This is a genomic window from Actinoplanes sp. NPDC048988, assembly GCF_043197815.1.
GTDB lineage: Bacteria > Actinomycetota > Actinomycetes > Mycobacteriales > Micromonosporaceae > Actinoplanes.
This window is the reverse complement of record NZ_JBICTW010000017.1, coordinates 170,485-197,221: the sequence shown is the minus strand read 5'-3', so window position 1 is coordinate 197,221 and position 26,737 is coordinate 170,485. Positions and strand designations below refer to the sequence as shown.

The window sequence follows — 26,737 nt, the reverse complement described above, 5'->3', positions numbered from 1 at the left end:
GGGTTATCCACAGGCGCCGCCGTCGTCCACAGGCTGGTCGGCAGGATGGGTGCTCGTCTGCCAGGATGGCCCGGTGCCTTTGTTCCGTACCCTCTCCGGTTTGACCGTCCTGGCCGTCTGCCTGGCCGGTTGCGGCAGCGTCACCGGCTCACCGTCGGCGACGGCGACTCCGCAGTTCATCGAGCCTGAGGTGACGGCGAGCGCGAGCGGGAGCGCCGACCCGGCCGCTCCTCCCGCGGCGGCCGCGCCCGGTTCGGCGACGGCGACGGCAGTGCCGTCCAGCGCGGCGCCCACCCCCACGAAGACCTCGCCGACAAAGGCCGCCACGACCACGGTCAAGTACGTCTTCCCGGTCAAGGCGTCGAATGTCGACTACCACCCGACCCACTCCAAATACCCGGCGACCGACATCTTCGCCGACTGCGGTGAGTCGGTGGTCGCCACGACCAGCGGCGTCGTCCTGGAGATCAGTCTCAAGGACGTGTACGTCAAGGGGTCGCCGGACGGGCCGAACAACGGTGGCCTGTCGGTGTCGCTGCTCGGCGACGACGGGGTCCGCTACTACGGGTCGCATCTGAGCAAGGTGCAGAGCGGGATCACCAAGGGCGTCCGCGTCTCCGCCGGTCAGCTGCTCGGCAAGGTCGGTCACACCGGCAACGCCAACGGCGTCTGTCACCTGCACTACGGCATCTCGCCGCCGTGCGCCAAGGTCGGCGACTGGAAGGTTCGCCGCGGTGTCATCTGGCCGGCGACGTTCCTCGACTCCTGGCGCAAGAAGGGCCAGAAGAGCCCGGTCGCGACGGTCGCCGCCTGGAACCGATCGCACGACTGCAAGGCGTGAAAGCGCGGGGCCGCACCCTCGCCCGATGGATGCGGCCCCGCGCGGCCGGGAGAAAAGATCAGGAGAAAGAGCGGCTAACTGAACTGAGCGAAGCGCTTCTGCTGACGGCCCTCGACGGTGGTGAAGGCGCCGCCCATGGCGATGGTCTTCAAGCGCGGGTTGCTGGCCAGGGCCAGGACGCCTTCGACCCCGTTGGCGTCGGCCGTCCAGTCGAGCAGGTGGCCGTCGGCGGCCGCGAGGGCGGCCAGCTTGACGCGGTTGTCGGCGCCGTCGACGCAGGTGCCCTGGGCGCCGGTGCGGGCCGTGCTGCACGCCCGGTCGAAGTGGCCGCCGGCGTAGACCGTGTCGCCCAGGACCGTCACCGCCTGGGCGTCGCCGTCGAAGGTCGCCGACCAGCGCAGGGCGCCCGCGGGGGTGTACGAGCTGATCCGGCCGCCCTGGCCGCCGTGTGCGGAGTAGACCGTGTCGGCGGTGACCGCCAAGGCGTACGTGATCACCGGGGGTTTGGGCTTGAACGTGGTGACCAGGGCGGCTGAGGCCGGGTCGAGGGCGGCCAGTCGGTCGTACCCGGGAACGCTGTTGACCCGGTGGAACTTTCCGCCGACGTAGACCCGGCCGCCGCCGGCCGCGATGGTCTCCACCTGATCGTCGGCCGTGGGCAGCCAGCGCTTGTCCAGGGCGCCCGTGTTCAGGTTGAAGGCCGCCAGCCGGCCGCGGGCCTGACCGTCCACCGCCGTGATCGTCCCGCCCAGGTATAGGCGGCCGTGCGCGGCGTAAGCGGCGAGGGGCCGCCCGGCGATCGTGTGTTTGAACGTGCTGTGCACGGCACCGGTCGCGAGGTCGAGCCGGGCCAGGCTGTCGCGTTTCTCGCCGTCGACGGCGGCGAAGTCACCGGCCACGTAGATCGACGTACCGCTCACCACGAGGGCTTTCACCCGGCCGTCGGCGACGGGTGACCAGGGCAGCAGCGTCCCCTTGCGCGCGTCGATGGCGGCCAGCCGGCCCCGGGCGACCGGCTTGCCGTTGACGATCGCGGCGGTGAAGTCGCCACCCACGTACACGATGTTGCCGGAGTAGGCGACGGCCAGAACCGTGCCGTTGAAGCTGGGCATGGCGTCGGAGCCCTGGGCGAAGGCCGGCGCCGCCAGGGACAGGAGGACGGCGATGAACACCGTCGTGAGCGTTTTCCCCCGGTAAGTCACGAGATAACCGTATGAGCCGAGCCCTCGCCCGACCTGGCGCAAAACGGACCAAACTCCCAGCAGAGTCGGGTGACCCCGACCTGGCCAAAAGGATGATCAAGCGGGGGTGTGTCAAGGTGCTCAGCGTGAACGTGACTGTCGTGGGACTCGGCCTCATCGGTGGCTCCGTGCTCCGGGCGCTGGACGCCTCCGGCCACCAGGTCATCGGCTACGACGCCGATCCCGATACCCGCGAGGCGGCCGACGGCGAGGGCTTCACCACCGCCACGTCGATCGCCGAGGCCGTCGAGGGGCGGGATCTCGTCGTTCTCGCCGTACCGCTGCCGGCCCTGCCGCCGGTCGTCGACGAGCTGAGGGGATTCCCCGGCCTGATCACCGACGTCACCTCGGTCAAGGGCCCGGTCCGCGCGCTGAGTGTGGATCTCCCCAGGTTCGTCGGCGGTCATCCCATGGCCGGCAAGGAGAGTTCCGGCTTCGCCGCCTCCGAGGCCGCGCTCTTCACCGGTTGTTCGTGGGTGCTCTGCCTCGAGCCCGGCGAGACCGGCCTCGACGACTGGCTCACCCTCGCCGCCCTGGTCACCGGGCTCGGCGCCCGCGTCGTCCCGATCACCGCCGGGGAGCACGATCGTGCGGTGGCCCAGGTCAGCCACGTACCGCACCTGTTCGCCACCGCCCTGGCCGGCCAGCTGGAGGGCAATCCCCTGGCCGGCGCTCTCGCCGCGGGCTCGTTCCGCGACGGCACCCGCGTCGCCGCGACCCGAGCCGAGTTGATCGCCGCCATGTGCGGCGGCAACGCGTCGGCGGTCGGCACCGAGCTCGACCGTCTGATTTCCGAGCTTCAGGAGGTACGCGGGTTGCTGGCGTCCGCCGATCCGGTCGAGGCCCTGGTTCCCGCGCTCCGCCCCGCCGTCGCCCTGCGCCGGGCCTGGCCGTCCCGGGCCGGTGACGTGATCGAGCTCCCCCTCGAGATCGGCCCGTTGCTGGAGCTCGGCCGAGCCGGCGGATGGGTCGCCGCGGTGAACGGCAGAACCGTCGAAGCAATCCGGCCGGAAAGTGACCGCAATACGCCCTAGGTTCGGACTGAACCCCGAGAGGAGCAAGTCATGCCAGGTCAGGTCGGCGCCATCGAGAACGAGCAGCAGGGCCTTCTCGCCTATCTCGCCCAGATGCGGTACGTGCTGCGGTTGACCGCGTACGGCCTCACCGACGAGCAGCTGCGCGCGGCCCCGTCCGCCAGCGCGCTCAGCATCGGCGGCCTCATCAAGCACTGCGCCGCCACCGAGGAGGGCTGGATCAGCGACGTCCGGGGCGAACGGCAAAAGCTTGACTATCAGGCGTACGCCGAGAACTTCCGCCTCCGCGACGACGAGTCGATCGAGGACGTGCTCACCCGGTACGACGGGATCGCCGCGCGCACCGAGAAGACCGTGACCGAGATCGGCGACCTCGGGCATCAGATCCCGATCGACCACTCCGTGCCGTGGAACAGCAAGGACATGACGCACTGGACGCTGCGCTGGGTGCTGCTGCACCTGATCCAGGAGACCGCGCGGCACACCGGCCACGCCGACATCATCCGGGAGTCGGTCGACGGCGCCACCGCTTACCCGCTGATGGCGGCCGCCGAAGGCTGGCCCGAGACCGACTGGCTCAAGCCGTGGCGGCCGGCCTGATCACCCGCTGATCGGTCACGATCGCGGTGACCAGGTCGTACGGGGTCACGTCGAACGCCGGGTTCACCGCGGTGGCCCACGGCGTGACCTCCGCCGATCCCCGGTCCTCGATCGGCACGTCGAGGCCGGTCGGCGTGTCCGGGTCGACCGTCGACTCGGGCGCGACCACCACGAACGGCAGACCGGCCCGCCGGGCGCCGAGCGCGTGCGCGTAGGTGCCCACCTTGTTGATGACGTCGCCGTTGGCGCAGATCCGGTCGGCACCGAGGATCACCGCGTCGACCTCGCCCCGGGCCATCAGGAACGGCCCGGCCGAGTCGACCGCCACCCGGTGCTCGATGCCCCACTGCGACAGCTCCCACGAGGTGAGCCGGGCGCCCTGGAGCAGCGGCCGGGTCTCGCTCGCGATCACGCCGGCCAGGTGGCCGCGCTGGTGCAGCTCGTGCACCACGCCGAGCGCCGTGCCGAGGGTGACCGCCGCCAGCCCGCCGGTGTTGCAGTGGGTCAGCAGCCGGGGCCGGTCGCCGCAGAGCTCGACGAGCAGGTCGGCGCCGCGGGCCGCCATGGCCGACGAGGCCGCGATCTCCTCGTCGCGGACGGCGCACGCCTCGGCCAGCGCCGCCTCGAAGGAGGGCAGCCGCCGCGCGGCCCGCTGGGCGCCGCGGGCCAAGTTCACCGCGGTCGGCCGGGCCGCCGACACCCGCTCGACCGCGAGGGCCAGCGCCGCCGGGTCGTCCGCGTGCACCTTGGCCGCCAGCGCCACCCCGAAGGCGCCGGCCACGCCGAGCGCCGGCGCACCCCGTACGGCCAGCGACTGGATGGCCGCGACCAGCTCACCGACCGTGTGCAGCCGGAGGATCCGCAGCTCACCCGGCAGCGCCGTCTGATCGATGATCTCGATGGCCCCGTCAACCCAGTCGATCGTCCGCATGCGGCGATGCTAGCCAGGCTGCGCTTAGGCTGGTCGGCATGTCCTCTCGTGATCCGGTCGCGGACCTGCGGCGCATCGCTTTTCTGCTGGAGCGGGCGAACGAGGCCACGTACCGGGTGAAAGCGTTCCGCTCGGCCGCCGCGACGGTGGCCGCGCTGTCCGCGGACGAGCTGGCCGAGCGGGCCGCCGCGGGCACGCTCGCGAAGCTCGCCGGCGTCGGCGACGTCACCGCCCGCTGCATCGCCGAGTCCCTGGCCGGCGAGGAGCCGGTCTATCTGCGCCGGCTTCGGACCACCGAGGGTACGGATCTTCAGGGCGCCGCCGCCACGCTGCGCGAGGCCCTGCGCGGCGACTGCCACGCGCACTCGGACTGGTCGGACGGCGGCTCACCGATCGAGGAGATGGCGCTGGCCGCCGTCGAACTGGGCCACGAATATCTCGTGCTCACCGATCACTCGCCGCGGCTGACGGTGGCCCGCGGCCTGCCGCCGGCCCGGCTGCGCCGCCAGCTCGACCATGTCGCCAAGCTCAACGACGCGCTGCCCGAGGGCTTCCGGATCCTCACCGGCATCGAGGTCGACATCCTCGACGACGGCTCGCTCGACCAGGAGGACGCGCTGCTGGCCCGGCTCGACGTGGTGGTCGGTTCGGTGCACAGCAAGCTGCGCGACGAGTCGCCCCGGATGACCAAGCGCATGGTCAACGCGCTGGCCAACCCGCACCTGGACATCCTCGGCCACATGACCGGCCGCAAGGTGGCCGCCGCGGGCGGCGGCGACCGGGGGCACCGGGCCGGGCACACCCGGCCGCCCAGCACGTTCGACCTGGACAAGGTCATCGCCGCCTGCGTCGAGCACGGCAAAGCGATCGAGATCAATTCGAGACCGGACCGGCTGGACCCGCCGAAACGGATGCTGACCGTCGCGGTCGAGGCCGGCGGCCTGTTCACCATCGACACCGACGCGCACGCTCCGGGCCAGCTCGACTGGCTGCGCTTCGGCTGCGAGCGGGCCGCCCTGTGCGGCGTACCGCCGGAGCGTGTGGTGAACACCTGGGAGATGGAACGCCTCCTCGAGTGGACGGCGAGCCACGCCTGAAGTCCCGTAGGGTCGGCCCGTGGGACGAATTGATGATCTGGCCGACCGCTACGTCGACGAGTGGGCCGAGCTCACGCCGATCGGCGCCACCTACACCGGCATCGCCGGACATGACGGTAAGACCGACGATTTCTCGCCCGAGGGCTTCGAGGCACAGACCGAGCTCGTACGGCGTACCTTGACCGACCTCGACCTGATCGAGCCGGAGCACGAGTCCGAGCAGGTCGCCAAGGACGCCATGCTGGAGCGGCTCGGTCTCGAGCTCGCCCAGGCCGACGCCGGGCAGACGGCGAGCGCGATCAGCGTGATCTCCAGCGGCATCCACGCCCTGCGCGGCGTCTTCGACGTGATGCCGGCCGAGGGCGAGGAGGCGATCGCCAACATCGCGACCCGGCTCAACGACCTTCCCACCGCCCTGGAGCAGTACAAGCGCACGCTGCTCGAGGAGGCGGACAAGGGCAACGTCAGCCCCCGGGCGCAGATGCTGGCCGTCGCCGAGCAGTGCGACGCCTGGACCGACCCGGACCGTGACGACTTCTACCACGGTCTGGCCGGCCGGCTGGAGGCCGGCGGCGCGCTCGCCGCCGAGCTCGTGCGGGGCGCCGACGCCGCCACCGCGGCCACCGCCGACTTCGCCGAGTTCCTGCGCCGCGACCTGGCGCCGCGGGGCCGCGACAAGGAGGCCGCCGGCCTGGAGCGGTATGAGCTGGCCTCGCAGTACTTCCTGGGCGCGAAGGTCGACCTCCAGGAGACGTACGAGTGGGGCTTCGCCGAGCTCTTCCGCATCGAGGAGGAGATGCGCCGCACGGCGGCCGCGATCGCCGGCTCCGGCGCCTCCATCGACGAGGCGGTGGCCGCGCTCGACGCCGACCCGGCCCGCAACATCGCCGGCAAGGAGGCGTTCCGCGACTGGATGCAGGCGCTGGCCGACAAGGCGATCACCGACCTCAACGGCACGCACTTCGACATCGAGCCGCCGGTGCGGCGCATCGAGTGCTGCCTGACCCCGACCAGCGACGGCGGCATCTACTACACCGGCCCGAGCGAGGACTTCTCCCGTCCCGGCCGCATGTGGTGGGCGGTTCCCGAGGGCGTCACCGAGTTCTCGACCTGGCGCGAGGTCACGACGGTTTACCACGAGGGCGTGCCCGGCCATCACCTTCAGGTGAGCCAGACGCTGCTGCGGGCGGACACGTTGAACCGCTGGCAGCGGCTGCTCTGCTGGTGCTCCGGGCACGGCGAGGGCTGGGCCCTGTACGCCGAGCGGCTGATGGACGACCTCGGCTACCTGGCCGACCCCGGTGACCGGCTGGGCATGCTCGACGCGCAGGCGCTGCGGGCCACCCGGGTGATCGTCGACATCGGCATGCACCTGGAGCTGGAGATCCCGCGGGACAACCCGTTCGGCTTCCACCCGGGTGAGCGGTGGACGCCGGAGCTGGGCTGGGACTTCCTGCGCGCGCACACGCGCATGGAGGAGAAGACGCTGCGCTTCGAATGGAAGCGGTACCTCGGCTGGCCGGGCCAGGCCCCCTCGTACAAGATCGGCGAGCGGATCTGGCTCCAGGCCCGTGCGGAGACCAAGCAGCGCAAGGGTGCTGATTTCGATTTGAAGACATTCCACCGGGACGCTCTCAACCTCGGTGGCCTGGGCTTGGACCCGCTCCGCAAGGCACTTGCACGGCTTTGACCTGATTCGGGCTTTTCCTCAGTCCGCGTCTGGGGAAAAGCCCGTTTCTGCCGTATCCGCACCACAACACAGCGCTACTTCTTGGCGCAGAGCACTCGATCCACTACTCACCGTTTAATAGACGCGGGTCTTATCGGGTACGCATTATGGATCTTGTGGCTTCTCGTACCGCCGGTCTGCCGTTACCATCGCCGCGGTAACTTTCCCTGCTTCCGGAACCGGTGTGGGCTGGGGCTTCATAACCCAGGTAACGGAAACTGAACGCTCGTTACAACTACAGCGACCGGGCCCTGTATCCCCCGATCAGCCGAGAGAGATCTGTCCCTTGGAAAGGCGTTTCTTGAGGTTTTCTCGGATAGATTGGCCCGGATCCGTGCGCCCAACCGGCTACGGAAAGTAGCCGTCACAACGGCTCATCGCGTGTGCATGGCGGAGGACGAAAAGCAATGAACAGCCGGCGAACCCGTTTAGGCTCCGCGCTCGCGGTGATTTTGACTGTTTTGGTGCTCGTGCCGACGGCGGTGCTCTTCGGCCGGGTCTGGACCGACAACGCGGACCATCGCGACCAGACCGAGCTGGAGAAGAAGGGCGTGGAGTACATCACCGCCCTGTCGCCGCTGGTCAGCTCGCTGGCCGAGTCCGAGTCGACAGCCATCCAGGGCGTCGCCGAGCCGCCGGACTCACTCAAGGCCGCGGTGGCCAAGGTCTCGGACGTGGACAACCGCCTCGGCGACGAGCTGAAGACCAAGCAACGCTGGGCCGACCTCCAGCAGAAGATCGGCAAGCTCGCCACGGTCAAGGGCGGTACCGCCGTCTACGCGGCCCACGTCGAGGTCACCGACCTGATCCTCGAGCTGTACGTCACGGTCCGCCGCAACGCCGAGCTCAACCGCGACCCGGACAGCGACATCTCCAACCTCCAGGAGGCCACCGCGGTCGACATGCCGACCACGGTCATCCGGGTCAACCGGATGGGCGACCAGGCCAACCTGCTCCAGGCCGCGAAGGGCGCCGCCGCCGCCAACCTGCGGGTCCAGTTCGGCCAGGAGGTCCTGGCCGTCCAGGACTCGGTGAACAAGCTCACCAACAACCTCCAGGCCGCCGTCGACAACACCAGCAGCCCGACGCTGAGCGGCAGCCTGGTCAGCTCCCTCGACTCGTTCCGCCGCGGCGTCGAGTCGATGACCCGTGGCGCCTCGCTCACCAACGTCAACGTGGCCACCATGTCGACCGCGCAGAGCACGCTCCAGACGGCGCTGAGCACCCTCTCCGGCATCACCCTCAAGGAGATGGACCGCCTGCTCGACGACCGGCTCAGCTCGCTGAACTACCGGCGCACGGAAGCAGTGATCATGGGCGTGCTCGCCCTGCTCCTGGTCCTCGGCGCGGTCGCCTGGCCGGTGGTCAGCCGCCGTCGCGAGGCCGGCGCCGCCGAGCCCGCCCCGGCTCCGCGTCAGCCCGGCGAGTCGACCCGGGACGTCGCGCTGAGCCAGCCCGGCGGCAACCCCGCCTACGGAACCAACCCGTACGGCCAGATCCCGGCCTACGGCGAGCTCGACCCGACACAGCGGGAGCGATCCGGTGCTCTTCGGTAAATTCCGCATCCTGGGCAAACTCGCCCTGCTGGTGCTCGTCCCCCTGCTCGGCGTCGTGGCGCTGAGCGTGCCGATCATCATCAACCGTATCGACGCGGCGACCGAGGCCCAGTCCACGTCGGACACGGTCGAGCTGGCCGGCCGCGTCGGCACGGCCGTGCAGGAACTCCAGGAGGAGCGCCTGCTCTCCGTCGGTTACCTGTTCCGGCTGGTCGACCAGCCGACGCTCGCGGTGCAGAGCGCGCGGGCCAAGGACGCGGTCGCCCGCGTCGACGACGACGTGACCGTCTCCAAGGAGCTCGCGCGGGCCCTGCGTAACGCGTCCAAGCTCGACAACACCCGGCAGAACGTGCTGAACCGGGCGATCGACCCCAACGTGATCGTCACCGAGTTCACCACCTGGATCACCCCGATCATCAACGGCGTGGCGCTCTCGTCCACCGCCGACCTGAAGACCGGTGTCGGCCGGCAGCTGTTCGCCCTCGAGCAGGCGCTGCGCACCGACGACCTGATCAGCCAGGCCTCCGGCTATCTGACCGCGGCGACCATTGTCAAACAGGAGCCCGGCCTGGTCGGCCTGTTCTCCTCCACGCTGGTGCAGATCCAGCAGGTCATCGCCAACTCGCAGGCGTTCTTCACCGACACCCAGTACAAGCTCTACCTGGGTGCGCAGGACGCGTTCACCTCCCGCGTGGGCGCCGACTTCTTCCAGCTGGCGGCGACCGACCCGGGCAACGCCGTGGCGCTGCTGAACATCGAGACGCTCTTCCCGTCGCTGCGCTCGGTGCTGGTGCTCGGTGGCTTCGTGGAGAAGCGGGTCGCGGCCGACGTGCAGGCCATCGTGACGAGCAACCGCGACGCGGCCATCCGTGACGCCTTCCTCATCGGTGGCGGCTCGTTCCTGCTGCTGCTCCTGGTGGTCGGCCTGAGCCTGTTCATGGCCCGCGCGGTGGCCCGGCCGCTGCGCCGCCTCACCGTCTCGGCCGACCGGATCGCCCGCGCGGCCGAGGCCGAGCTCGAGAAGGTCGCCGACGACGAGTCCGAGTCGGTACGGCCGATCCGGCTCGACCCGGTCGACGTCGAGTCCCAGGACGAGATCGGCGACCTGGCCCGCGCGTTCGACCGGGTGCAGACCACCGCCGTACGGCTGGTGGAGCGCCAGGTCGTCGGCCGGCGCAACGTCGCGCAGATGTTCGCGCACGTCGGCCGCCGTACGCAGAACCTGGTCGGCCGCCAGCTGGCCCTGATCGACAACCTGGAGCGCCGGGAGACCGACAGCGACCGCCTGGGCGAGCTGTACCGGCTCGACCACATGTCCAGCCGTCTGCGCCGGAACGCGTCCAGCCTCGTCGTGCTCTCCGGTGGCGCCGGCGCGAACGAGCACATGGCGCCGCTGCCGCTGGTCGACGTCGTCCGTCTCGCCCTCGGTGAGATCGAGGACTACACCCGCGTGGACGTCGACGTCCCCGAGGAGATCGTGGTCGTGCCGGCCGTCCTGGCCGACCTCACCCTGCTGCTGGCCGAGCTGATGGAGAACGCCACCGCGTTCTCCCCGCCGCACACCCGGGTCGTGGTCGGCGCGACCGAGCTCCGCGGCGGCGCCCGCCTGTCCATCGTGGACAACGGTCTCGGCATGCCGCCCGAGCGGATGGCCGAGGAGAACGCCCGGCTGACCCGCCGCGAGCGGCTCGACCTGGCCCCCTCCGAGGTGCTCGGCCTGTTCGTGGTCGGCCGGCTCGCCCGCCGGCACGGCATCGAGGTGACCCTGACCGAGACGCCCGGTGGCGGCGTCACCGCGTGGGTCGACCTCAACCCGTCCCACCTGATCGCCCGGGTGCCCAGCATGGTCGCCCCCGAGATGGCCCCGTTCCCGTCGGTCGCCGCGCCGGCGGCCCCGCAGGGTTACCACACCGCCGAGTTCGCCCAGGTCATCGCCGGATCGGCGGCCCGGGCCTCGGTGCCGGGAAGCCAGCAGCCGTTCGACGCGAACGTGCTCGAGCGGGCGACCCGGACCCTCGAGACCGGGCAGTCGTGGAACGCGTTCTCGCCGGCCCGGGTGGCGCCGGCCCTCGAGGAGCCGGTCTACGAGGCCGAGCCGGTCTACTCGCCGGGACCGGCGTACCAGCAGCCGATCGCCCAGCCGGTCGTGCCGCCGGCGGTCGACCCGGCGTACGAGCTGAACGCGCCCGTCGCCGGCCGTGTCCCGGCGGCGATGCCGGAGCTGCCGGCGGCCGGCCCGTCCGCCTGGCACCAGCAGCCCGCCCCGGCCCCCCAGCCGACGTGGAGCACCCCGCCGGCCGTGGAAGCCCCGCCGGTGTGGAACACCCCGGCCGTGGAGGCTCCGCCCGCGATGCCGGCGATCCCGGCCACTCCGGTCATCCCGGCTCAGCGCACCCCCGAGGAGGACTACCGCCACAACAGCCCCACGGCCTTCGAGGCGCCGCCGCCGCCGGCACCCGGCAACGGGTCGCCGCTGCGCCGTCGTGTGCCGGGCAGCCAGCTTCCCGAAGAGACCGCCGCGCCCACGCTGCCCTCCCGGTTGCCGTCTCCGGACGACGCGCTCGCCGCCCGCTCGGCGTTCGACGACTTCGAGGCGGGTGTGAGCCGCGCCCAGTTCGACGCGGCCGAGACCCAGATGACCGCGCCGCCGTCGGCCGGCCACGCACCGCTCGCCCGGCGGGTACCGGGCGCCACCCTGCCGCGGGACGAACCCAACTACCCGCCGCCGGCAAGTCCGAGCCTGCCGCTGGATCCGGATCAGGCCCGGGCCCTGATGGAACAGTTCGAGTACGGCGTCGCACTCGCACTGAACGAAACTCAGCCACAACCCGAGGGACAACCGCGATGACTTCCCCCTACTCGACCGAAACCGGCCACGGCTATGCCCAGCCCCAGCTGAGCGCGGAGGCCAAGACCTTCAACTGGCTGCTGGACTCGTTCACGTCCGGCACAGCGGGCGTCATCGAGGCGATCGCGGTGTCCTCCGACGGTCTGCTGATGGCCATGTCCGCGATCAAGGACCGGCCGAACGCCGAGCGCCTGGCCGCCGTGGTCTCGGGCCTGACGAGCCTGGCCGGCGGCGCCGCGAGCTGGTACCGGCTGGGCTCGCTCAACCGCGTCATCATCGACATGGCCGAGGGCTACCTGCTGGTCACCGCGATCAGCGCCGGCTCGGTGCTGGGGGTCATCGCCGACCGGTCGGCGAACCTCGGCACCCTGGCGTACGAGATGACGCTCTTCGCGACGAGGGCGGGCGGCGCGCTCAGCCCGCGCCTGATCGCCGAGCTGAAGAACGCCGTTCAGCAATGACCTATCCGGACCCCGACGACCCGGCACACCCGGCTCGGCCGAGTGTCCGGCCCTTCCTGCAGTCCGGTCACCAGTCGGCCGGTGGCTACCGACCCGCTCCGCGCGAAGAGGTGCCCCCGGCCACTGATCCGACCGCCACTCTCCGCCCGTTCGTCATCACGTCCGGGCGTACCGACGGCGCCGATCCCGAGATCGGGATGGAAACCCAGGTGACCGTCAACCCAGCCGCGAACCGCGTCCGTCTCTCACCCGAGATGCGCGCCATCGTGGGACTGTGTGTCGAGCCCGTCTCCGTGGCGGAGATCTCGGCACGGTTGCGCCTGCACCTCGGCGTCACCCGCATCCTCGTCGGCGACCTGCGCGCCGCCGGCCAGCTCGACGTGCACGTGCTGGACAACGACACCCCCGACCCTGAGACCATCATGCGAGTGATCCGTGGACTACGAGCAATCACCTAACCGCGCCTACGGCGGGGCCGCACTGGGCAACGAGGGTCGGCCGAGGAAGGCGCCGGTCCCGGTCAAGATCATCGTTGCCGGTGGCTTCGGCGTGGGCAAGACGACGACAGTCGGCGCCATCTCGGAGATCGCCCCGCTGACCACCGAGGCCGAGATGACCTCGGCGTCGGTGGGCATCGACAACCCCGGCCTGGGATCGACGAAGACGACGACGACCATCGCCATGGACTTCGGCGTGCTGACCATCGACCAGACGCTGAAGCTCTACATCTTCGGCACGCCGGGTCAGACGCGGTTCGCGTTCATGTGGGACGACCTGATCAAGGGTGCGCTGGGCGCGCTCGTCGTGGTCGACACCAACCGGATCGACGACTGCTACCCGGCTGTCGACTACTTCGAGAAGGCCGGGCTCCCGTTCGTCGTCGGCGTCAACACCTTCAACGGGCAAATGCAGTACAGCCTGGACGAAGTGCGCTGGGCCCTGGCCGTACGGGAGGACGTTCCGGTCCTCGCGTATGACGCGCGTTTCCGAGCTTCCGTACGGGACGCCCTCCTGGTCGTCCTGGATCAAGCCCTCGACAAGGCCATTCGTCAAAAGGCGACGTAGGGTGTGCGGCGGGTCGCTCAGATCGAGGTTCCCAAATCGGCCTCAGAGCGGGCACAGTGGAAGGCGACCCGCTACGGAAGGACGATCAGGTGCGAGGCGGACTGGACGACGCGCTCGACAAGCTGGCGCGCCGTGATGAGTTGCGCCGGCGGGCCGCCGGGGAGGCCACCGGCACCCCAGCCGCCGTGACGGAGCTGGTCGAGGCGGTCGCCGGGGTCATCGGGCGCCACCCCGAGCTGGGCGTCAGCGTCGGCGTCGAGGGCGCCGGCGAACCGCTGTTGCTGCATTTCTACGTCGCCGACGGCCAGGTCCAGGTGAACGCGGAGAACGCGGCCGCCCTGGCGCCGGCCGACGTGGACGCACCCCGGCACGCTGACGCCGACATCGAGGTGGGCGAGCCGGTCGAGCGGCCCTGGTCGGCCATGCCGGCCTCACCCCCTCCGGCGAGCTACGACGATCAGGAGCGGTACGGCTACACGCCGCCACCGCCGCCGCAGCAGCCCTATTACGACGAGTCCGACACGGCCGAGCGGCAGTACGGCAGCTTCGACCAGCCGCCGGCGCCCGAGCAGCGCATCCCGGCCCACGACGTCGGCGAGTCCTCCCGCGATCTCGGCGCCCGCCTGCGCGACCTCGGCATGGCCTCGTCCGCCCGCGATCAGTACCCGCCGCATCCGTTCGCCGCGACCCCGCCGCCGCCCGTGCCCGAGCAGGCGCAGGAGACGACCCGCCGGATCACCCCGACACCCCTGCCGAAACCGGTGCCGCTCCAGGTGGAACGCCCGGAGGAGACCGAGATGGCGGCCCGCCGGCTCGCCGCGATGTTGCGTGACGATCCCACTCTGCTCGAGCAACAATAACTCACCGTAATGTCGCCATCGCGACCAGCGCTCGGCCGGTAGTGCCCGATTTGAGCGCTATCGGCGACGTCTGACATGTCTGGGTTGGGCCGATCGGCCACTTTCCTCCAGCACTCAGGGTGACGGTCTTGAATCACGGTGCGTAACTGCATAGCGTTCGACGCGGCCCTCCCCCAGCCTGCCCCGGAGAAGAGTTCGATGTCGTCGCTGCCCGAAGTTCACCTGGTCGCCGGTACACCGGCCGAGGCGTTCCGGCTCGCACCGGTCGCGCTCGCCATGCGCGAGCAGGGCCGGCTCACGCCGGTACTGGTGGCCACCGGCGCCGACCCGGCGGCGGTCGACGCGACCCTGGAGCGGTTCCGGCTCACCCCGAAGATCACCCTGCCGTCCGCGGCCGGGCAGACCGAGACGGTACGCCGGTTCGACGCGCTCTGGGCCGGGCGCACGCCGGACGCGGTGGTGATCCGCGACGACCTGCCGGCGGCGCTCGCGGCGTTCTGGCGGCGGATTCCGATCATGCAGATCGACGCCGGCCGGCGCGACGGCGACCTGCTCGCGGCCTCGGCCGGGGAAAGCCGGCGGCGGCTGCTCGCCCAGGTCGCCACCGTGCACCTGGCGGCGACTCCGCTGGCCGCCATGAACCTGCTCGACGAGCGGGTCGTGGCCGGCGATCTGCTGCTGACCGGCGGCACGGCGGCCGACGCGGCCGGCAAGCTGCTGCGCCGCCGTCCGCACCAGCGGCGCGTCGTGCTGGGCGTGCCACCGGAGCGGGCCCAGGCGATCGGCCCGGCCCTGCGCTACCTGGCCGCCCGCCACCCCGATCTCGAGGTCCTCCGCCCCGACCAGGTCCGGACGCTGGCCGAGGCGTACGTCGTGGTGACCGACGACGGCGACCTGCTCGAGGAGGCGCTGGCCTTCGGAACGCCCGTGCTGGCCATCACCGAGGGCACGGAGTTCTCCGAGGCCGTGCACGCCGGCAGCGTCCGGGTCGTGGCGGCCGACCCGGCGGCGATCACCAGCGCGGTGGCCGAGCTGCTGGACAGCCGGATCCGCCGCGACGCGATGGCGGCCGGCGGCAACCCGTACGGCGACGGGCTCGCCTCGTACCGCGTGGCCCAGGCGACCGCCGCCCTGCTCGGCCACGGCCAGTTCCCCGACCCGATGCCCGCCCGTCCGGTGGCGGGAGTGGCCCGATGAGGGAGAGCGCGATGGACGTCGTCAGCTTCTGGACGAAGTCGTGGACCAGCGACGACCGGGTCGCGGCGCGGCAGTTGCTCGCGCCCGACGCGGAGATCGAGTGGAACCTCGACGCCCCGGTCGACGAGGAGGAACTGGTGCAGACGCTGCACCGCATCGCCGCCTTCGCCGACACGGTGACAGTGGTCGAGCAGACCCACGCCGACGACGGCGCGGCGCTGCTCTACGACCTGGTGGCGCCGTTCGGCACGGTCCGCATGATCGAGTTCCTGGGCATCGAGAACAACCGGATCACCGAGGTGCGGCAGGTGTACGACGTGACCGCTACCGATCGCTTCTTCCCCGGTCTCTACGAGCAGTAGGCCGCCGTTACCCTTTGCACCATGGCAGATCGACTACGAGCCGATGCGCAGCGTAACCGCGCTGCTCTGCTCGCCGCCGCCCGTGAGGTCTTCGGCGAGCAGGGCCTGGACGCCTCGCTCGACGAGATCGCCCGGCGCGCGGGCGTCGGCAATGCCACCCTGTACCGCCGTTTTCCGACCCGGCGTGATCTGATCGCCGCGGTCTTCGCCGGCCAGATGACCGGTTATGTCGAGCTGGCCGAGGCCGCGCTGGCCGATCCCGATCCGTGGCAGGGCTTCGTCGGATATGTGAGCCGGCTCTTCGAGATCCAGGCGACCGACCGGGGCCTGTCCGAGATCCTGGTGACCAGCAGCTTCGACGACGACGAGCGCCTGATCACGCTGAAGGCCACCGCGCAGCGCGGCGCCGCCGAGGTGATCCGCCGGGCGCAGGAATCGGGCCGGCTCCGTGCCGACTTCACCCGGCAGGACATCAGCCTGCTCATGCGGGCCAACGCCGGGGTGCTGCGCAGCTCGACCGATCCGGCGGTGTGGAGAAGGCACCTGTCACTGGTTGTTGACGGCCTGTCATTTAAGGATGTTTAAGGCACTCAGCAAGGTCATTTAACGCGCAGCGGACAAGACTCGACTTCCGTCGTCACCCCCTGCGATCGGAGTCAACCCATGCAACGCAGCCGTCTGCGTCTGGCCATCTACGCCTCGGCGGCGGTCCTCGCCGTGGCCGGCGGCGTCGGCGCGGCGGTCGCGGCCACCACCCCGGCCGGCACCACCGCCGCGACGGGCGGCCTCACCGCCACCTTCAGCAAGGACAGCGACTGGGGCAGCGGTTACCAGGCCCGCTACACGATCACGAACGGCACGAGCGCGGCGGTGACCGGCTGGCAGCTCGCCTTCGGGCTGCCGTCCAGCGCCAAGCTGGGCAGCTTCTGGGACGCCACGGTCACCACCTCGAACGGCGTGTCGACGGCGAAGAACCCGGGCTACGCGCCGACGATCGCGGCCGGCGCGACCGCGCAGTTCGGCTTCATCGTGACCGGCAGCGGCGCCCCGACGAGCTGCACCATCAACGGCGCTTCCTGCGGCGGCGGTACGGCGACCACGGCCCCGACGACCACACCCACCAAGCCGCCCACCACCGCTCCCACCAAGCCGCCGACCACCGCTCCCACCACCACCCCGACGAAGCCCCCGACCACGGCACCCACGACGCCGCCGGCCACCGCCGCGCCTCCCGTGGGAAATAATGGAAATGTCGGTTTCGCGCCGTACGTCGACATGGGACTGCTCTCCAACGGCACCACCACGCTCGCGCAGCTGGGCAAGAGCGGCAACACCAAGTCGTTCAGCCTGGCCTTCGTCACCAGCGCCGGCTGCAAGGCGAGCTGGTTCAACGCCTTCGACCCGCGGGCCAAGCAGTTCGCCGACCAGATCGCCGCGGTCCGCTCCGGCGGCGGCGACGTCAAGGTCTCGTTCGGCGGCGCCACCGGCATCGAGCTGGCCCAGGCCTGCACCAGCGTCTCGGCGCTGCAGGCCGAATACCAGGCCGTCGTCAGCGCGTACAACCTCAAATACATCGACCTCGACATCGAGGGCGCCGCGGTGGCCGACCCGACCACCATCGCCCGCCGCTCGACCGCCCTGGCCGCGCTGCAGAAGGCCAACCCCGGCCTGAAGATCTCGCTGACCCTGCCGGTGCTGCCGGAGGGCCTGACCGCTGACGGCCTCAACGTGGTCCGCTCGGCCAAGAACGCCGGCGTCGACCTCGACCTGGTCAACATCATGGCGATGGACTACGGCCGGGCCGGTCAGGACTACGGCGACCTGGCCATCCAGGCTGTGAAGTCCACCAAGGACCAGATCAAGTCGCTCTACGGCAACAGCGACGCGGCCGCCTTCAAGATGGTCGGCGTCACCCCGATGATCGGCGTCAACGACGACAACGGCGTCTTCGGCCTGGCCGACGCCCGTGACCTGGTCGCGTTCGCCAGCACCAACCACATCGGATTCGTCTCGATGTGGGAGACGAACCGCGACAAGAACGCCTGCACCGGCGCGCTCTTCCAGTGCACCAACGTGGCTCAGTCGCCGTTCGACTTCAGCAAGATCTTCGCCGGCTTCACCGGCTGACAACCCTCTTCCCATCCCCAAGAAGAGCGTGACTCCGGGCCCCCACCCGGAGTCACGCTTCTTGGTTCAGGCGAACCCGCGTCCCGCTTCGGCCAGCGCCTCCGCGACCAGGTCCCACAGGCTCGTGCCCGGGGGCCGGTCGAGCCAGATGTGCAACGCCACCCGCAGGGCCGCGAGAAAAGCGGCTGAGGTCATCTTCACCCGTACGCCCGTCGGGTCCTCGCCCAACCGCACGGCGATCTCGGCCGAGAGTTCGCGCTCGAGCGCCGCGAAGGTCTGCACCTGCGCCCCCACGAGCGAGGCCTGGGTTCGCACGAGGCGACTGCGCGCCACCCACTGCGGGTCGACGTCACCCAGCTCCAGGTAGAACTGGTGGGCCGCCGCGGTGAGCGCCGCCCACGCCGGTTCGCCGCTCGGCCGCGCCCGCACGAGCGCGATCATCGAGTGGATGCGCTGATAGTCGCCGTACAGCAAGGCTTCTTCCTTGCTGCTGAAGTAGTTCGAGAAGGTACGGCGGGAGACGCCGGCCTCGTCGGCGATCGCCTCGACCGTGATCCGGTCGGCGCCGTGCTCTATCGCCAGCCGCATCGCCGCGTCATGCAGGGCCTGACGGGTCGCGGCCTTCTTGCGTTCGCGCAGTCCGGGCTCGGCCGTGGTGCTCATGACATGAGAGTACCGGCGTGTGACTCGCTTCTCAATGAGAAAACTTGCGCACTGGGCATGTTGAGCGGATAGTTGCATGTGGCAATCAAACGGGGAGGGCGACCGTGAACCATGACGCGCTGTCGACGCAGATGCAGGAATTGCTCCGGGCCATCCGCGTGTTCAAGAGCAGGCTGGCCCCGCACAGCGCGGCCCTGCCGCCCGGCACGCTGGGCCCCCTCGCGATGATCGCCACCGGCCGTGGCACCCACGTGAAGTCGCTGGCCGCCGAGTGCGCCCTCGACCCCTCGACGGTCAGCCGCTCGGTGGCGGCGCTGGTCAAGGCCGGACTCGTCGAGCGGGCCGCCGATCCCGCCGACGGCCGGGCCGCGGTGCTCGCCGCCACCGATCGGGGCCGGCAGGTCCTCGACGACGTCATGACTTACCACCATCGGCAGCTTGCCGATGCCCTGCGCGACTGGACACCCGAGGAGCGACGCGCCCTCTCGACGATGCTTCAGCGCTTCACCGACGATCTGATGGAGGCTGCGCGATGAGCGCCCCAAGCATCACCGGCGCCCGACCGGGCGCCATGTCACACCGCCAGATCATGGAGGCCCTCTCCGGCCTCCTGCTGGTGCTCTTCGTCGCGATGGCCAGCTCGACCATCGTCTCGACCGCGCTGCCGACGATCATCGGCGCGCTCGACGGGTCACAGACCCAGTACACGTGGGTGGTCACCGCCACCCTGCTGACCGCCACCGCCTCGACGCCCATCTGGGGCAAGCTCGCCGACCTGTACAGCAAGAAGTTGCTTGTGCAGATCAGCATCGTCGTCTTCGTGCTCGGCTCGATCATCGCCGGCTTCTCACAGACCGCCGGTCAGCTCATCGCCGCCCGCGCGTTCCAGGGCCTCGGCATGGGCGGCGTCCAGGCGCTGGTCCAGGTGGCGATCGCCGCGATGATTCCGCCGCGGGAGCGCGGCCGCTACAACGGTTACCTGGGCGGCGTCATGGCCCTGGCCACCGTCGGCGGCCCGCTGCTGGGCGGCCTGATCGTGGACAGCGACCTCGGATGGCGCTGGTGCTTCTTCATCGGCGCCCCGATCGCCGTGGTGGCGCTGGTCGTCCTCCAGAAGACCCTCAACCTCGAGGTCATCCGCCGCGCCAACGTCAAGATCGACTACCTCGGCGCGTCCCTGATCGCGGCCGGCGTCAGCGTCCTGCTCGTCTGGGTCTCGTTCGTCGACAGCTCGTTCGCCTGGATCTCGTGGCAGAGCGCCGCCATGGTCGGTGGCGCCCTGGTCCTGCTGGCCGCCGCGGTCTGGACCGAGAAGCGGGTCGCCGAGCCCGTCGTCCCGCTCGACATCGTGGCCAAGCGCAACACCGCCCTGGCCATCCTGGCCAGCCTCTCGGTCGGCATGGCGATGTTCGGCGGCGCCGTCTTCCTCGGCCAGTACTTCCAGATCGGCCGCGGCTACAGCCCGACCGAGGCCGGCCTGCTGACCATCCCGATGATGGGCGGCATCCTGATCTCGTCGACCATCTCGGGTCGCCTCATCACCAAGTACGGCAAGATCAAGCCGTACATCCTGGCCGGCACCATCGTGCTGGTCGCGGGCTTCGCCGGACTCTCCTTCCTCGACCACGACACCCCGCTCTGGTACGTCGGCGCCTCGATGTTCCTGGTCGGCGCGGGCGTCGGCATGTCGATGCAGAACCTGGTCCTGACTGTGCAGAACACCGTGTCGCTCAAGGACATCGGCGCGGCCAGCTCCACTGTCGCCTTCTTCCGCTCGCTCGGCGGCACGATCGGCGTCTCGGTCCTGGGCGCCGTCCTGGCCCGCCGGGTCACCGACACGATCACCACCGACCTGGCCAACGCCGGCGTCTCGGGCGGCAGCAGCTCCGGCGGCGGCGTCAGCACGCTGAACCTGTCGGCCCTGCCGGACGCGGTGCAGCACATCGTCCGGGCCGCGTACGGCGACGCCACCGGCCACATCTTCCTGATCTCGGCGGCGGTCGCGGTGGTCGGTGTGGTGGCGGCGGCCTTCCTCAAGCCGATCGCACTGCGCACCACGGTCGACGTCGACGCCCCCGCCGCCTCGACGCCCACCAAGGAAGAGGCGCTCGCCCGCTGATTTCCCTTCGAAGATGCGGCACCCCGCAGGGTGCCGCATCTTTCTGTATCCGGCTCGTTACAGCAGTGGCGACAATCGTCACGCCGGTAGACATGGAACTCAGGGCTAACACAGAGCTAACCTTCGGAAGCGGAGCGCTGATCATCCTCATCCCCATGCCCGCGCTGCCGATAGTCGGAAGGGAAAGGGAGGTGGCCGGTGGACGCCAAGAGTCTCTCCGCCGCGCTGCTCGAACTCGAGGACGAGATCAACTGGGACGCCGAGGCGATGCTCGACCGGGCCGTCCGGCTCGAACGGCAGGCCCGCCTGCTCGGCAACGAACTGCTCGCCACCCGGGCCCGGCTCAGCCAGGCCAACCTGCGGATGCGCGCCGGCGACGTCGCGGGCGCGGCCCAGCGCATCTGGAAGGTGCACCAGTGGGCGGTCGACAACGGCGCCCGGCAGCTCACCGCCCGTACCCACCTGGTCTGGTCCAACATCCACCGCCACCTCGGTGACCCGGCCCAGTGCCTGGAGCACGCCGTGCTCAGCGTCGAGCTGCTCGACGAGACGGCCACCGACCACATGCGCGTCTGGCACCGGGTCAAGCTGGCCGACGCGCTGGCCTTCAGCCACTCCATCGACGCCGCGCGCTACCGCTTCGAGCAGGCCGAACGGCTGGCGATCGAGTACGGGCGGCAGGACCTGCGGCTCGCGGTCCTCAACAACTTCGCGTACGCCGAGTACGCCGCCGGCAACCACGAGATGGCCGAGCGGGTCGCCCAGCGCCTCCAGCGCCACGCGGCCGAGCACGGCTTCGAGCTCGACGCCTCCCTGCTCGACACCATCGGCCTGATCGAGATCGGCCGGGGCCGGTACGCCGAGGCCGAGCGCACACTGGAAGCCTGCATCGACCGTCATCTGGCCGGCCGCGAGGACGACGCCGACGCGCTCCCGGAATACCTGCTCACCCTGACCCGAGCCCAGCGCGGCCTCGAGGCGTACGACCGGGCTCAGGCCAGCCTCGACGCCTGCCGCAGCCTGTGCGAGGAGCGTGAACTGGCCGACGTGCTGGTGCGGGTGCATCAGGAGCAGGCCGAGCTGCACGCGGCCCGCGGTGAGTTCGCCCAGGCGTACGAAACCCACAAGATCTTCTTCACGGCCTTCACCAACCTGCACTCCCGGCAGCGCGAGGCCCAGGCCCGCACCCGGCAGGCGCTGTTCGAGACGGCCGAGGCCCGCCAGGAGGCCGAGAGGTTCCGCGAGCAGGCCCGGCGCGACCCGCTGACCGGCCTGCGCAACCGCCGCTACCTCGACGAGCAGCTGCCCGGCCTGATCGACACCGACCCCGGCCTGGTCGTCGCGATCATCGACCTCGACCACTTCAAGCGGATCAACGACCAGCTCTCGCACGACGTCGGCGACCAGGTACTCGTCCAGGTCGCGAAACTCCTCGAGACGGAGCTGGCGGCGATCTGCAAGGAGGCCTTCGTGGCCCGGCTCGGCGGCGAGGAATTCGTGATGGTCCTGCCGGGCCGCTCCGTCGCCCGGGCCGCCGCCGAGATCGACGGCATCCGCCGGGCGGTACGCCGCTACGACTGGACCTCGCTCACCCGGGGCCTGCCGGTCACGATCAGCGTCGGCGTCGCCGGGCTGGCCGAGACCGAGAGCGACAACGTCCTGTCGCTGGCCGACCGCAACCTGTACGCGGCCAAACACGCCGGCCGGGACCGCGTGGTCCACCGCGGAAGCCACGCCGCGGCGGCCTGAGCTGGCACTGAATTTGATCAATTAGGACCGCTACGCTGTACTCCGCACCGACGGACCCCCGCTCGGCGAAGAGGAGACGGTCGTGGACGACGAGGTCGCACCCCCCGGCGTGAACATCAACGTGCCGCACTCCGCCCGCATCTACGACTACTGGCTGGCCGGCAAGGACAACTTCGCGGTCGACCGCGCCGTCGGCGACGCCATGATCAAGGCGATCCCGGGCATGCGCTACATGGCCGGGGAAAACCGCAAGTTCGTCCACCGAGCGGCCCGCAACCTGGTCGAGAAGGAAGGCATCCGCCAGTTCCTCGACATCGGCACGGGCATACCGACGCGCCCCAACCTGCACGAGGTGGCCCAGCGGATCGACCCCACGGCCCGGGTGGTCTATGTGGACAACGACCCGATCGTGCTGGTACACGCCCGCGCCCTGATGATCAGCACGGAGCAGGGCCGCAGCGAGTACATCTCGGCCGACATCCGCGATCCGGCCTCACTGCTCGAAGATCCGGTCCTGCGGGAAACGCTCGACTTCCACGAGCCGATCGGCCTCACCCTGATCGCCATCCTCATGCTGATCGCCGACCGGGACGACCCGTGGTCCAGCGTGGCGGCCCTGCGCGACGCGATGCCCTCCGGCAGCTGCCTGGCCATCACTCACCCAACGGCCGACTTCGCCCCCGACGAGGTGGCCGAGGCGGTCGCCGCGGCAACCGGGGCGGGCATGACTCTGGTCGCCCGCACAAAGGAGGCCGTCGAACGCCTCTTCGGCGACTGGGAGCTGCTGGAGCCGGGCGTAGTGCCCGTCTCAAGCTGGCGCCCCGACGAGCAGATCGACAACCCCCAGGCCGCCTACTACTGGGCCGGCGTAGCCCGAAAGCCGTAAACCCACCACCGCCGCCGCCGCAGGCCCTGGGCCCAGCACGCGTCACCCAGAACCCGCCCGTGCGGGCGGAAGCCGTGAACGCGGCGCGGAAGCCGCGTGCCCACCCGACACGGCGCAGAAGCCGCAAGCCACCCAGCGCGCAGCGCCCGGCCGCCATGGCAAGGCCCGAAAGCCGTAAACCCGCGCGGCGCGGCGCGGGAAGCCCAGCCGACGCCGCCTGAAAGCCATAGAACCAGCCCGGTCAGACGCTGCCCGAAGGCACACCGGTGCCCGATGAGGGCTGAGCCGAGCCGACGAGCCCGAAGTGCGGAAAGCCTCGACGCCCCAAGCCCCGTCTGTTTATTGGGCCTCGCCGTCTGCTGCCGACTTGGACAGAGCGCGAAGGCGGCGTCACGAAGCGGGCGCGAAGGCGGCGTCGCGAAGCCGGCGCGAAGAGGGCGCGAAGACGGCGTCACGAAACCGGCGCGAAGGCGGCGTCACGAAACCGGCGCGAAGGCGGCGTCACGAAGCCGGCGCGAAGGCGGCATCGCGAAGCGGGCGCGAAGGCCGCATCGCGAAGCGGGTGGGAAGCCAACCGGCCGAGCGATCCGGCACGGGGGAACCGGACCGCCCGGCCGGAGCCTGGCGGCGCCCAGAGGCGCTGGAGTGGGCGTTACGGCGTCACGTCCACCAATTCAGTTGTTTACAAGGCGCCAATAACGGGTATCCATTAGGCAGTACATAGGAGAACTCCGCCTCACGAGGCGTAATCGAGCCGTGCCGCCGCCGACCGTGCGTGACCGCCGGGCCGCGCGTGGGACATTCGTGGCTGAGGCATGACGACAACTGGTCACTCGTGTGTGTCGGAACCATCCTCCTCAGTGGACGGCGGGCGGTCTGCCGCCGGGGTTCCGGGGCGGGTCAGGGCGTACCTGATCCCCCCGAAACGGTGGGTCACAGCGCTCGCGCGGGTGGATGCCGCGGTTACGTCGTCGGTCACTGTCTCGTCACGGTAGAGCGGTGCCGGGTTGCCCCGGCGCGAACCCTCGGCCCCTTCGGGGTCGGCCCCGAAGTGCTCCGGGCCGATGTTGGGAACGGACATTGTGGTACCTCTCGCTCGGACGCCCCCGCCAAGGAGCCTCGCGCCGAGGCCGCAGACGCCGTTTCCGCGACCGATCAGTCACTCAAAGATGTCACCCTTAGTGACCCCCAAGAGTATGCGTACGTGCGTTATCATGCTCACAATCCCGTGAGTACGCAAGGCCAAATGCACGTGCATTTGCACAACGTGTGAGGCATTGATTGCTCAGGGGAGAGCATCTGCCTCCGGACGATCCCCGACCGGAGCAAACCAAGGGAGCTTCACATGACGCACGCGGTTAACGGCATCCCCGCCGGGCAGTTGGAGGGTGTCACCTGGCAGAAGAGCCGGCGCAGCAACCCCAGCGGCAACTGCGTCGAGGCTGCCGTTCTCTCGAACGGTGACGTGGCCATGCGCAACTCTCGGGACCCCGAGGGCCCGGCCCTGATCTACACCCCGGCCGAGATCGAGGCGTTCCTGGGCGGAGTTCGCGACGGCGACTTCGACAACCTGCTCGCCTGAGAACAGGTCAAAAAGACCAAAGACTAGAGGCGTACGAGACTGCAGCTCGTACGCCTCTAGTGTGAAACCCGAAAAAAGCCGTCAGGCCGGTCGGCCGATCTCGTGCAGCAGCTTGCCGAGGATCTCCGGCGTGTGGTTGGGCGGCTCGGCGTCGATGCAGACGCGCTCCATAGCCATCGCGTACTGGTCGACGTCCTCGCGCTTGTCCAGATAGATCGCGCTGGTCAGCTGCTCGACGTAGACGACGTCGGGCAGCTCCGGCTCGGGGAAGCGCAGGATCGCGAACGGCCCGCCCGCGGCCGCGTGACCGCCGGCGTGGAACGGAATGATCTGGAGCCGCACGTTCGGCTTCTTGGCCGCCTCGATCAGGAACTCGATCTGGGCCCGCATCACGTCGATGCCGCCGATCGGCCGGCGCAGCACCGCCTCGTCGATCACCGCCCAGAGCTGTGGCGCGTCGCCCGGCCGGTCGAGGATGGCCTGGCGCTGGCGACGGAGTTCGACCCGCCGGTCGATTTCCTCGGGCGTGACTCCCGCGTGGCCCAGCATGATGACGGCGCGGGCGTAATCGGACGTCTGAAGCAGACCCGGAACGAACTGGATCTCGTACGTACGAATCAGCGTCGCCGCCGCCTCGAGGCCCAGATAGGACTGGAACCACCCGGGCATGACATCGCTGAACTGCTGCCACCAGCCGGGGTTGTTCGCCTGCCGCGCCAGCACGAGCAGCGATTCGCGCTCGGCGGCGTCCCTCACCCCGTACAGGGTCAGCAGGTCGTTGACGTCCCGCTCCTTGAAACTGACCCGGCCGAGCTCCATGCGACTGATCTTGGAGCCGGAAGCCCGGATCTCCCACCCGGCGTCCTCACGGGTGATCCCCTTGGCTTCGCGGAGCTTGCGCAACTGCGTGCCGAGCAGGATGCGCAGGACGGTAGGTCCGCCGGTCGGCGCCTCCTCCTGCTGCGTACCCGCGCTCACCTGACTCCTCGTCATAGCTGTGTGTGGGCTGCCGGCCGCAGTCCCCAAGCATCCTAAGGGGGAGATCTCCCCAGGCGAAACATCCCAAGCCTAATGCCCAGAGCATTCGCCCACTGCGGATGCACGTGCATCCGGCCTTGCGAACGCACCTGTCGGCGAGGATGATAGCTGACAGACACGCACCGATTGCTGACAGAGCGTGCTGAAAGTTCGGCTTCTCGGCCGATGCGGGGGTTCCAGTGGTGGTGATTACCACCCTGACGTCCGTGTCCCCGAGATCTGGGAGGGTCCACTCGATGTCCACGGCACCGACCGCTACCCCCACCATCGCCCCACCTCAGCGGGACCCGGCGGACGTCGCGCCCGCCGACAGCTACCACCCGTCCGACCGGGTGTGGGTCTACCGCGACGGCTGGCGCGCCGGAGTGATCGAGGCGGCCTCGCCTCGCGCGGTGACCGTCACCTACCGGCCCGGCGCCCACCTCGGCACCGGCGTCGACACGTTCACCGCCCCCTACGTGGCGGCTCGCTCGTCCGAGGACGCGGCGGTCGACCGCCGTCAGCCGTTCCCCGGCCGCGGCAGCCTGTACACCCAGTCGGGCCTTCCACTGCGCCACTCGGCCGCATGACCGGCGCGGTCACCGTGGCCGCGGTAGTCGGCCTGCTGAGTCTCCTGTCGGGCGTGTGGCTGGGCTGGCGCCTCCGCCAGACCAACAACCCGTGCCCCACATGCGGCGTCCCGCATGCCGCCACCGCCTCCGGCGGCTCCTGAGCCGGCGGCACACTTCGAGCACTCGCCCGGCGGGCGAGT

At 70.2% G+C, this 26,737-nt stretch carries 26 protein-coding genes; 22 read left to right on the top strand and 4 right to left on the bottom strand.

The window, feature by feature from the left end:
• Positions 1 to 73: 73 nt before the first annotated feature.
• A complete protein-coding gene (locus ACGFJ7_RS37760; protein WP_392646764.1) occupies positions 74 to 841 on the top strand; it encodes a M23 family metallopeptidase in 768 nt (255 codons plus the stop codon).
• Positions 842 to 915: 74 nt separating this feature from the next.
• Here the strand turns inward: ACGFJ7_RS37760 and ACGFJ7_RS37755 are convergent, their stop codons facing one another.
• Complete coding sequence (locus tag ACGFJ7_RS37755; RefSeq protein WP_360247382.1) at positions 916 to 2,043, bottom strand: PQQ-binding-like beta-propeller repeat protein; 1,128 nt, start codon at positions 2,041 to 2,043, stop codon at positions 916 to 918.
• 125 nt (positions 2,044 to 2,168) lie between these two features.
• Between ACGFJ7_RS37755 and ACGFJ7_RS37750 the strand changes: the two genes are divergently transcribed.
• Complete coding sequence (locus tag ACGFJ7_RS37750; protein WP_360247384.1) at positions 2,169 to 3,116, top strand: prephenate dehydrogenase/arogenate dehydrogenase family protein; 948 nt, start codon at positions 2,169 to 2,171, stop codon at positions 3,114 to 3,116.
• A 30-nt stretch (positions 3,117 to 3,146) separates the two neighbouring features.
• Positions 3,147 to 3,716 (top strand): DinB family protein, encoded by a 570-nt coding sequence (locus ACGFJ7_RS37745; RefSeq protein WP_392646761.1) that lies wholly within the window; start codon positions 3,147 to 3,149, stop codon positions 3,714 to 3,716.
• Here ACGFJ7_RS37745 and mtnA read toward each other — a convergent pair.
• Complete coding sequence (gene mtnA, locus ACGFJ7_RS37740; RefSeq protein ID WP_360247388.1) at positions 3,694 to 4,647, bottom strand: S-methyl-5-thioribose-1-phosphate isomerase; 954 nt, start codon at positions 4,645 to 4,647, stop codon at positions 3,694 to 3,696. The genes ACGFJ7_RS37745 and mtnA overlap by 23 nt on opposite strands.
• A 38-nt stretch (positions 4,648 to 4,685) precedes the next feature.
• Here mtnA and ACGFJ7_RS37735 point away from each other — a divergent pair, with 38 nt between their 5' ends.
• The 12 genes from ACGFJ7_RS37735 (at position 4,686) to ACGFJ7_RS37680 (ending at position 17,949) form a co-directional block, all read left to right on the top strand.
• Positions 4,686 to 5,744 carry a PHP domain-containing protein gene (locus tag ACGFJ7_RS37735; RefSeq protein WP_392646759.1) on the top strand — a complete coding sequence of 353 codons (1,059 nt, stop codon included), beginning with the start codon at positions 4,686 to 4,688 and terminating at the stop codon, positions 5,742 to 5,744.
• Between the two features lie 19 nt (positions 5,745 to 5,763).
• A complete protein-coding gene (locus ACGFJ7_RS37730; RefSeq protein WP_360247392.1) occupies positions 5,764 to 7,434 on the top strand; it encodes a DUF885 domain-containing protein in 1,671 nt (556 codons plus the stop codon).
• 503 nt (positions 7,435 to 7,937) lie between these two features.
• A complete protein-coding gene (locus ACGFJ7_RS37725) occupies positions 7,938 to 9,029 on the top strand; it encodes a hypothetical protein (RefSeq protein ID WP_360247394.1) in 1,092 nt (363 codons plus the stop codon).
• Complete coding sequence (locus ACGFJ7_RS37720; RefSeq protein ID WP_360247396.1) at positions 9,016 to 11,877, top strand: nitrate- and nitrite sensing domain-containing protein; 2,862 nt, start codon at positions 9,016 to 9,018, stop codon at positions 11,875 to 11,877. The genes ACGFJ7_RS37725 and ACGFJ7_RS37720 overlap by 14 nt, the downstream gene beginning before the upstream one ends.
• The gene (locus ACGFJ7_RS37715; RefSeq protein ID WP_097317486.1) at positions 11,874 to 12,338 is read left to right on the top strand and encodes a roadblock/LC7 domain-containing protein; all 465 of its coding nucleotides are present in this window, start codon (positions 11,874 to 11,876) and stop codon (positions 12,336 to 12,338) included. Before ACGFJ7_RS37720 ends, ACGFJ7_RS37715 begins: the two co-directional genes overlap by 4 nt.
• The gene (locus ACGFJ7_RS37710; RefSeq protein WP_360247398.1) at positions 12,335 to 12,796 is read left to right on the top strand and encodes a DUF742 domain-containing protein; all 462 of its coding nucleotides are present in this window, start codon (positions 12,335 to 12,337) and stop codon (positions 12,794 to 12,796) included. Before ACGFJ7_RS37715 ends, ACGFJ7_RS37710 begins: the two co-directional genes overlap by 4 nt.
• Before the next feature lie 22 nt (positions 12,797 to 12,818).
• Positions 12,819 to 13,403 carry an ATP/GTP-binding protein gene (locus ACGFJ7_RS37705; protein WP_360248273.1) on the top strand — a complete coding sequence of 195 codons (585 nt, stop codon included), beginning with the start codon at positions 12,819 to 12,821 and terminating at the stop codon, positions 13,401 to 13,403.
• An 89-nt stretch (positions 13,404 to 13,492) separates the two neighbouring features.
• Positions 13,493 to 14,263 (top strand): hypothetical protein, encoded by a 771-nt coding sequence (locus tag ACGFJ7_RS37700; RefSeq protein WP_360247400.1) that lies wholly within the window; start codon positions 13,493 to 13,495, stop codon positions 14,261 to 14,263.
• Between the two features lie 198 nt (positions 14,264 to 14,461).
• Positions 14,462 to 15,460, top strand: coding sequence for a UDP-N-acetylglucosamine 2-epimerase (locus ACGFJ7_RS37695; protein WP_360247402.1), 999 nt, complete (start codon positions 14,462 to 14,464; stop codon positions 15,458 to 15,460).
• A gap of 11 nt (positions 15,461 to 15,471) precedes the next feature.
• Complete coding sequence (locus ACGFJ7_RS37690) at positions 15,472 to 15,822, top strand: hypothetical protein (protein WP_360247404.1); 351 nt, start codon at positions 15,472 to 15,474, stop codon at positions 15,820 to 15,822.
• Between the two features lie 21 nt (positions 15,823 to 15,843).
• A complete protein-coding gene (locus ACGFJ7_RS37685; protein ID WP_392646755.1) occupies positions 15,844 to 16,407 on the top strand; it encodes a TetR/AcrR family transcriptional regulator in 564 nt (187 codons plus the stop codon).
• Positions 16,408 to 16,485: 78 nt separating this feature from the next.
• Complete coding sequence (locus ACGFJ7_RS37680; RefSeq protein ID WP_392646753.1) at positions 16,486 to 17,949, top strand: cellulose binding domain-containing protein; 1,464 nt, start codon at positions 16,486 to 16,488, stop codon at positions 17,947 to 17,949.
• A gap of 66 nt (positions 17,950 to 18,015) precedes the next feature.
• Here the strand turns inward: ACGFJ7_RS37680 and ACGFJ7_RS37675 are convergent, their stop codons facing one another.
• Entirely contained in the window at positions 18,016 to 18,612 is a 597-nt protein-coding gene (locus ACGFJ7_RS37675; RefSeq protein WP_360247410.1) for a TetR family transcriptional regulator, read from the bottom strand.
• Positions 18,613 to 18,716: 104 nt separating this feature from the next.
• Between ACGFJ7_RS37675 and ACGFJ7_RS37670 the strand changes: the two genes are divergently transcribed.
• From ACGFJ7_RS37670 to ACGFJ7_RS37650, 5 genes are all read left to right on the top strand, one after another.
• Positions 18,717 to 19,148, top strand: a complete 432-nt coding sequence (locus ACGFJ7_RS37670; protein WP_360247412.1) for a MarR family transcriptional regulator — start codon at positions 18,717 to 18,719, stop codon at positions 19,146 to 19,148.
• A complete protein-coding gene (locus tag ACGFJ7_RS37665) occupies positions 19,145 to 20,731 on the top strand; it encodes an MDR family MFS transporter (protein ID WP_360247414.1) in 1,587 nt (528 codons plus the stop codon). Before ACGFJ7_RS37670 ends, ACGFJ7_RS37665 begins: the two co-directional genes overlap by 4 nt.
• Before the next feature lie 198 nt (positions 20,732 to 20,929).
• Positions 20,930 to 22,480: a diguanylate cyclase gene (locus tag ACGFJ7_RS37660; RefSeq protein WP_392646750.1), complete on the top strand. Its 1,551-nt coding sequence runs from the start codon at positions 20,930 to 20,932 to the stop codon at positions 22,478 to 22,480.
• Between the two features lie 82 nt (positions 22,481 to 22,562).
• Positions 22,563 to 23,366 carry an SAM-dependent methyltransferase gene (locus ACGFJ7_RS37655; protein WP_360247418.1) on the top strand — a complete coding sequence of 268 codons (804 nt, stop codon included), beginning with the start codon at positions 22,563 to 22,565 and terminating at the stop codon, positions 23,364 to 23,366.
• 1,345 nt (positions 23,367 to 24,711) lie between these two features.
• Positions 24,712 to 24,948, top strand: coding sequence for a DUF397 domain-containing protein (locus ACGFJ7_RS37650; protein WP_392646749.1), 237 nt, complete (start codon positions 24,712 to 24,714; stop codon positions 24,946 to 24,948).
• Positions 24,949 to 25,029: 81 nt separating this feature from the next.
• On the opposite strand, the gene ACGFJ7_RS37645 is transcribed toward ACGFJ7_RS37650, so the two are convergent.
• Positions 25,030 to 25,941 (bottom strand): helix-turn-helix domain-containing protein, encoded by a 912-nt coding sequence (locus ACGFJ7_RS37645; RefSeq protein WP_392646747.1) that lies wholly within the window; start codon positions 25,939 to 25,941, stop codon positions 25,030 to 25,032.
• Between the two features lie 281 nt (positions 25,942 to 26,222).
• On the opposite strand from ACGFJ7_RS37645, the gene ACGFJ7_RS37640 reads away from it, so the two are divergent.
• Together ACGFJ7_RS37640 and ACGFJ7_RS37635 are read left to right on the top strand one after the other, a co-directional pair.
• Entirely contained in the window at positions 26,223 to 26,555 is a 333-nt protein-coding gene (locus tag ACGFJ7_RS37640) for a hypothetical protein (protein WP_360247424.1), read from the top strand.
• Positions 26,552 to 26,698 carry a hypothetical protein gene (locus tag ACGFJ7_RS37635; RefSeq protein ID WP_392646744.1) on the top strand — a complete coding sequence of 49 codons (147 nt, stop codon included), beginning with the start codon at positions 26,552 to 26,554 and terminating at the stop codon, positions 26,696 to 26,698. The genes ACGFJ7_RS37640 and ACGFJ7_RS37635 overlap by 4 nt, the downstream gene beginning before the upstream one ends.
• Positions 26,699 to 26,737: the final 39 nt, after the last annotated feature.

Bases quoted from the DNA above. Each gene is read 5' to 3' on its own strand.
- mtnA (WP_360247388.1), bottom strand. From the start codon at position 4,647: ATGCGGACGATCGACTGGGTTGACGGGGCCATCGAGATCATCGATCAG.
- ACGFJ7_RS37665 (WP_360247414.1), top strand. From the start codon at position 19,145: ATGAGCGCCCCAAGCATCACCGGCGCCCGACCGGGCGCCATGTCACAC.
- ACGFJ7_RS37715 (WP_097317486.1), top strand. From the start codon at position 11,874: ATGACTTCCCCCTACTCGACCGAAACCGGCCACGGCTATGCCCAGCCC.
- ACGFJ7_RS37675 (WP_360247410.1), bottom strand. From the start codon at position 18,612: ATGAGCACCACGGCCGAGCCCGGACTGCGCGAACGCAAGAAGGCCGCG.
- ACGFJ7_RS37735 (WP_392646759.1), top strand. From the start codon at position 4,686: ATGTCCTCTCGTGATCCGGTCGCGGACCTGCGGCGCATCGCTTTTCTG.
- ACGFJ7_RS37745 (WP_392646761.1), top strand. From the start codon at position 3,147: ATGCCAGGTCAGGTCGGCGCCATCGAGAACGAGCAGCAGGGCCTTCTC.
- ACGFJ7_RS37645 (WP_392646747.1), bottom strand. From the start codon at position 25,941: ATGACGAGGAGTCAGGTGAGCGCGGGTACGCAGCAGGAGGAGGCGCCG.
- ACGFJ7_RS37710 (WP_360247398.1), top strand. From the start codon at position 12,335: ATGACCTATCCGGACCCCGACGACCCGGCACACCCGGCTCGGCCGAGT.
- ACGFJ7_RS37650 (WP_392646749.1), top strand. From the start codon at position 24,712: ATGACGCACGCGGTTAACGGCATCCCCGCCGGGCAGTTGGAGGGTGTC.
- ACGFJ7_RS37690 (WP_360247404.1), top strand. From the start codon at position 15,472: ATGGACGTCGTCAGCTTCTGGACGAAGTCGTGGACCAGCGACGACCGG.
- ACGFJ7_RS37680 (WP_392646753.1), top strand. From the start codon at position 16,486: ATGCAACGCAGCCGTCTGCGTCTGGCCATCTACGCCTCGGCGGCGGTC.
- ACGFJ7_RS37640 (WP_360247424.1), top strand. From the start codon at position 26,223: ATGTCCACGGCACCGACCGCTACCCCCACCATCGCCCCACCTCAGCGG.
- ACGFJ7_RS37635 (WP_392646744.1), top strand. From the start codon at position 26,552: ATGACCGGCGCGGTCACCGTGGCCGCGGTAGTCGGCCTGCTGAGTCTC.
- ACGFJ7_RS37685 (WP_392646755.1), top strand. From the start codon at position 15,844: ATGGCAGATCGACTACGAGCCGATGCGCAGCGTAACCGCGCTGCTCTG.
- ACGFJ7_RS37695 (WP_360247402.1), top strand. From the start codon at position 14,462: ATGTCGTCGCTGCCCGAAGTTCACCTGGTCGCCGGTACACCGGCCGAG.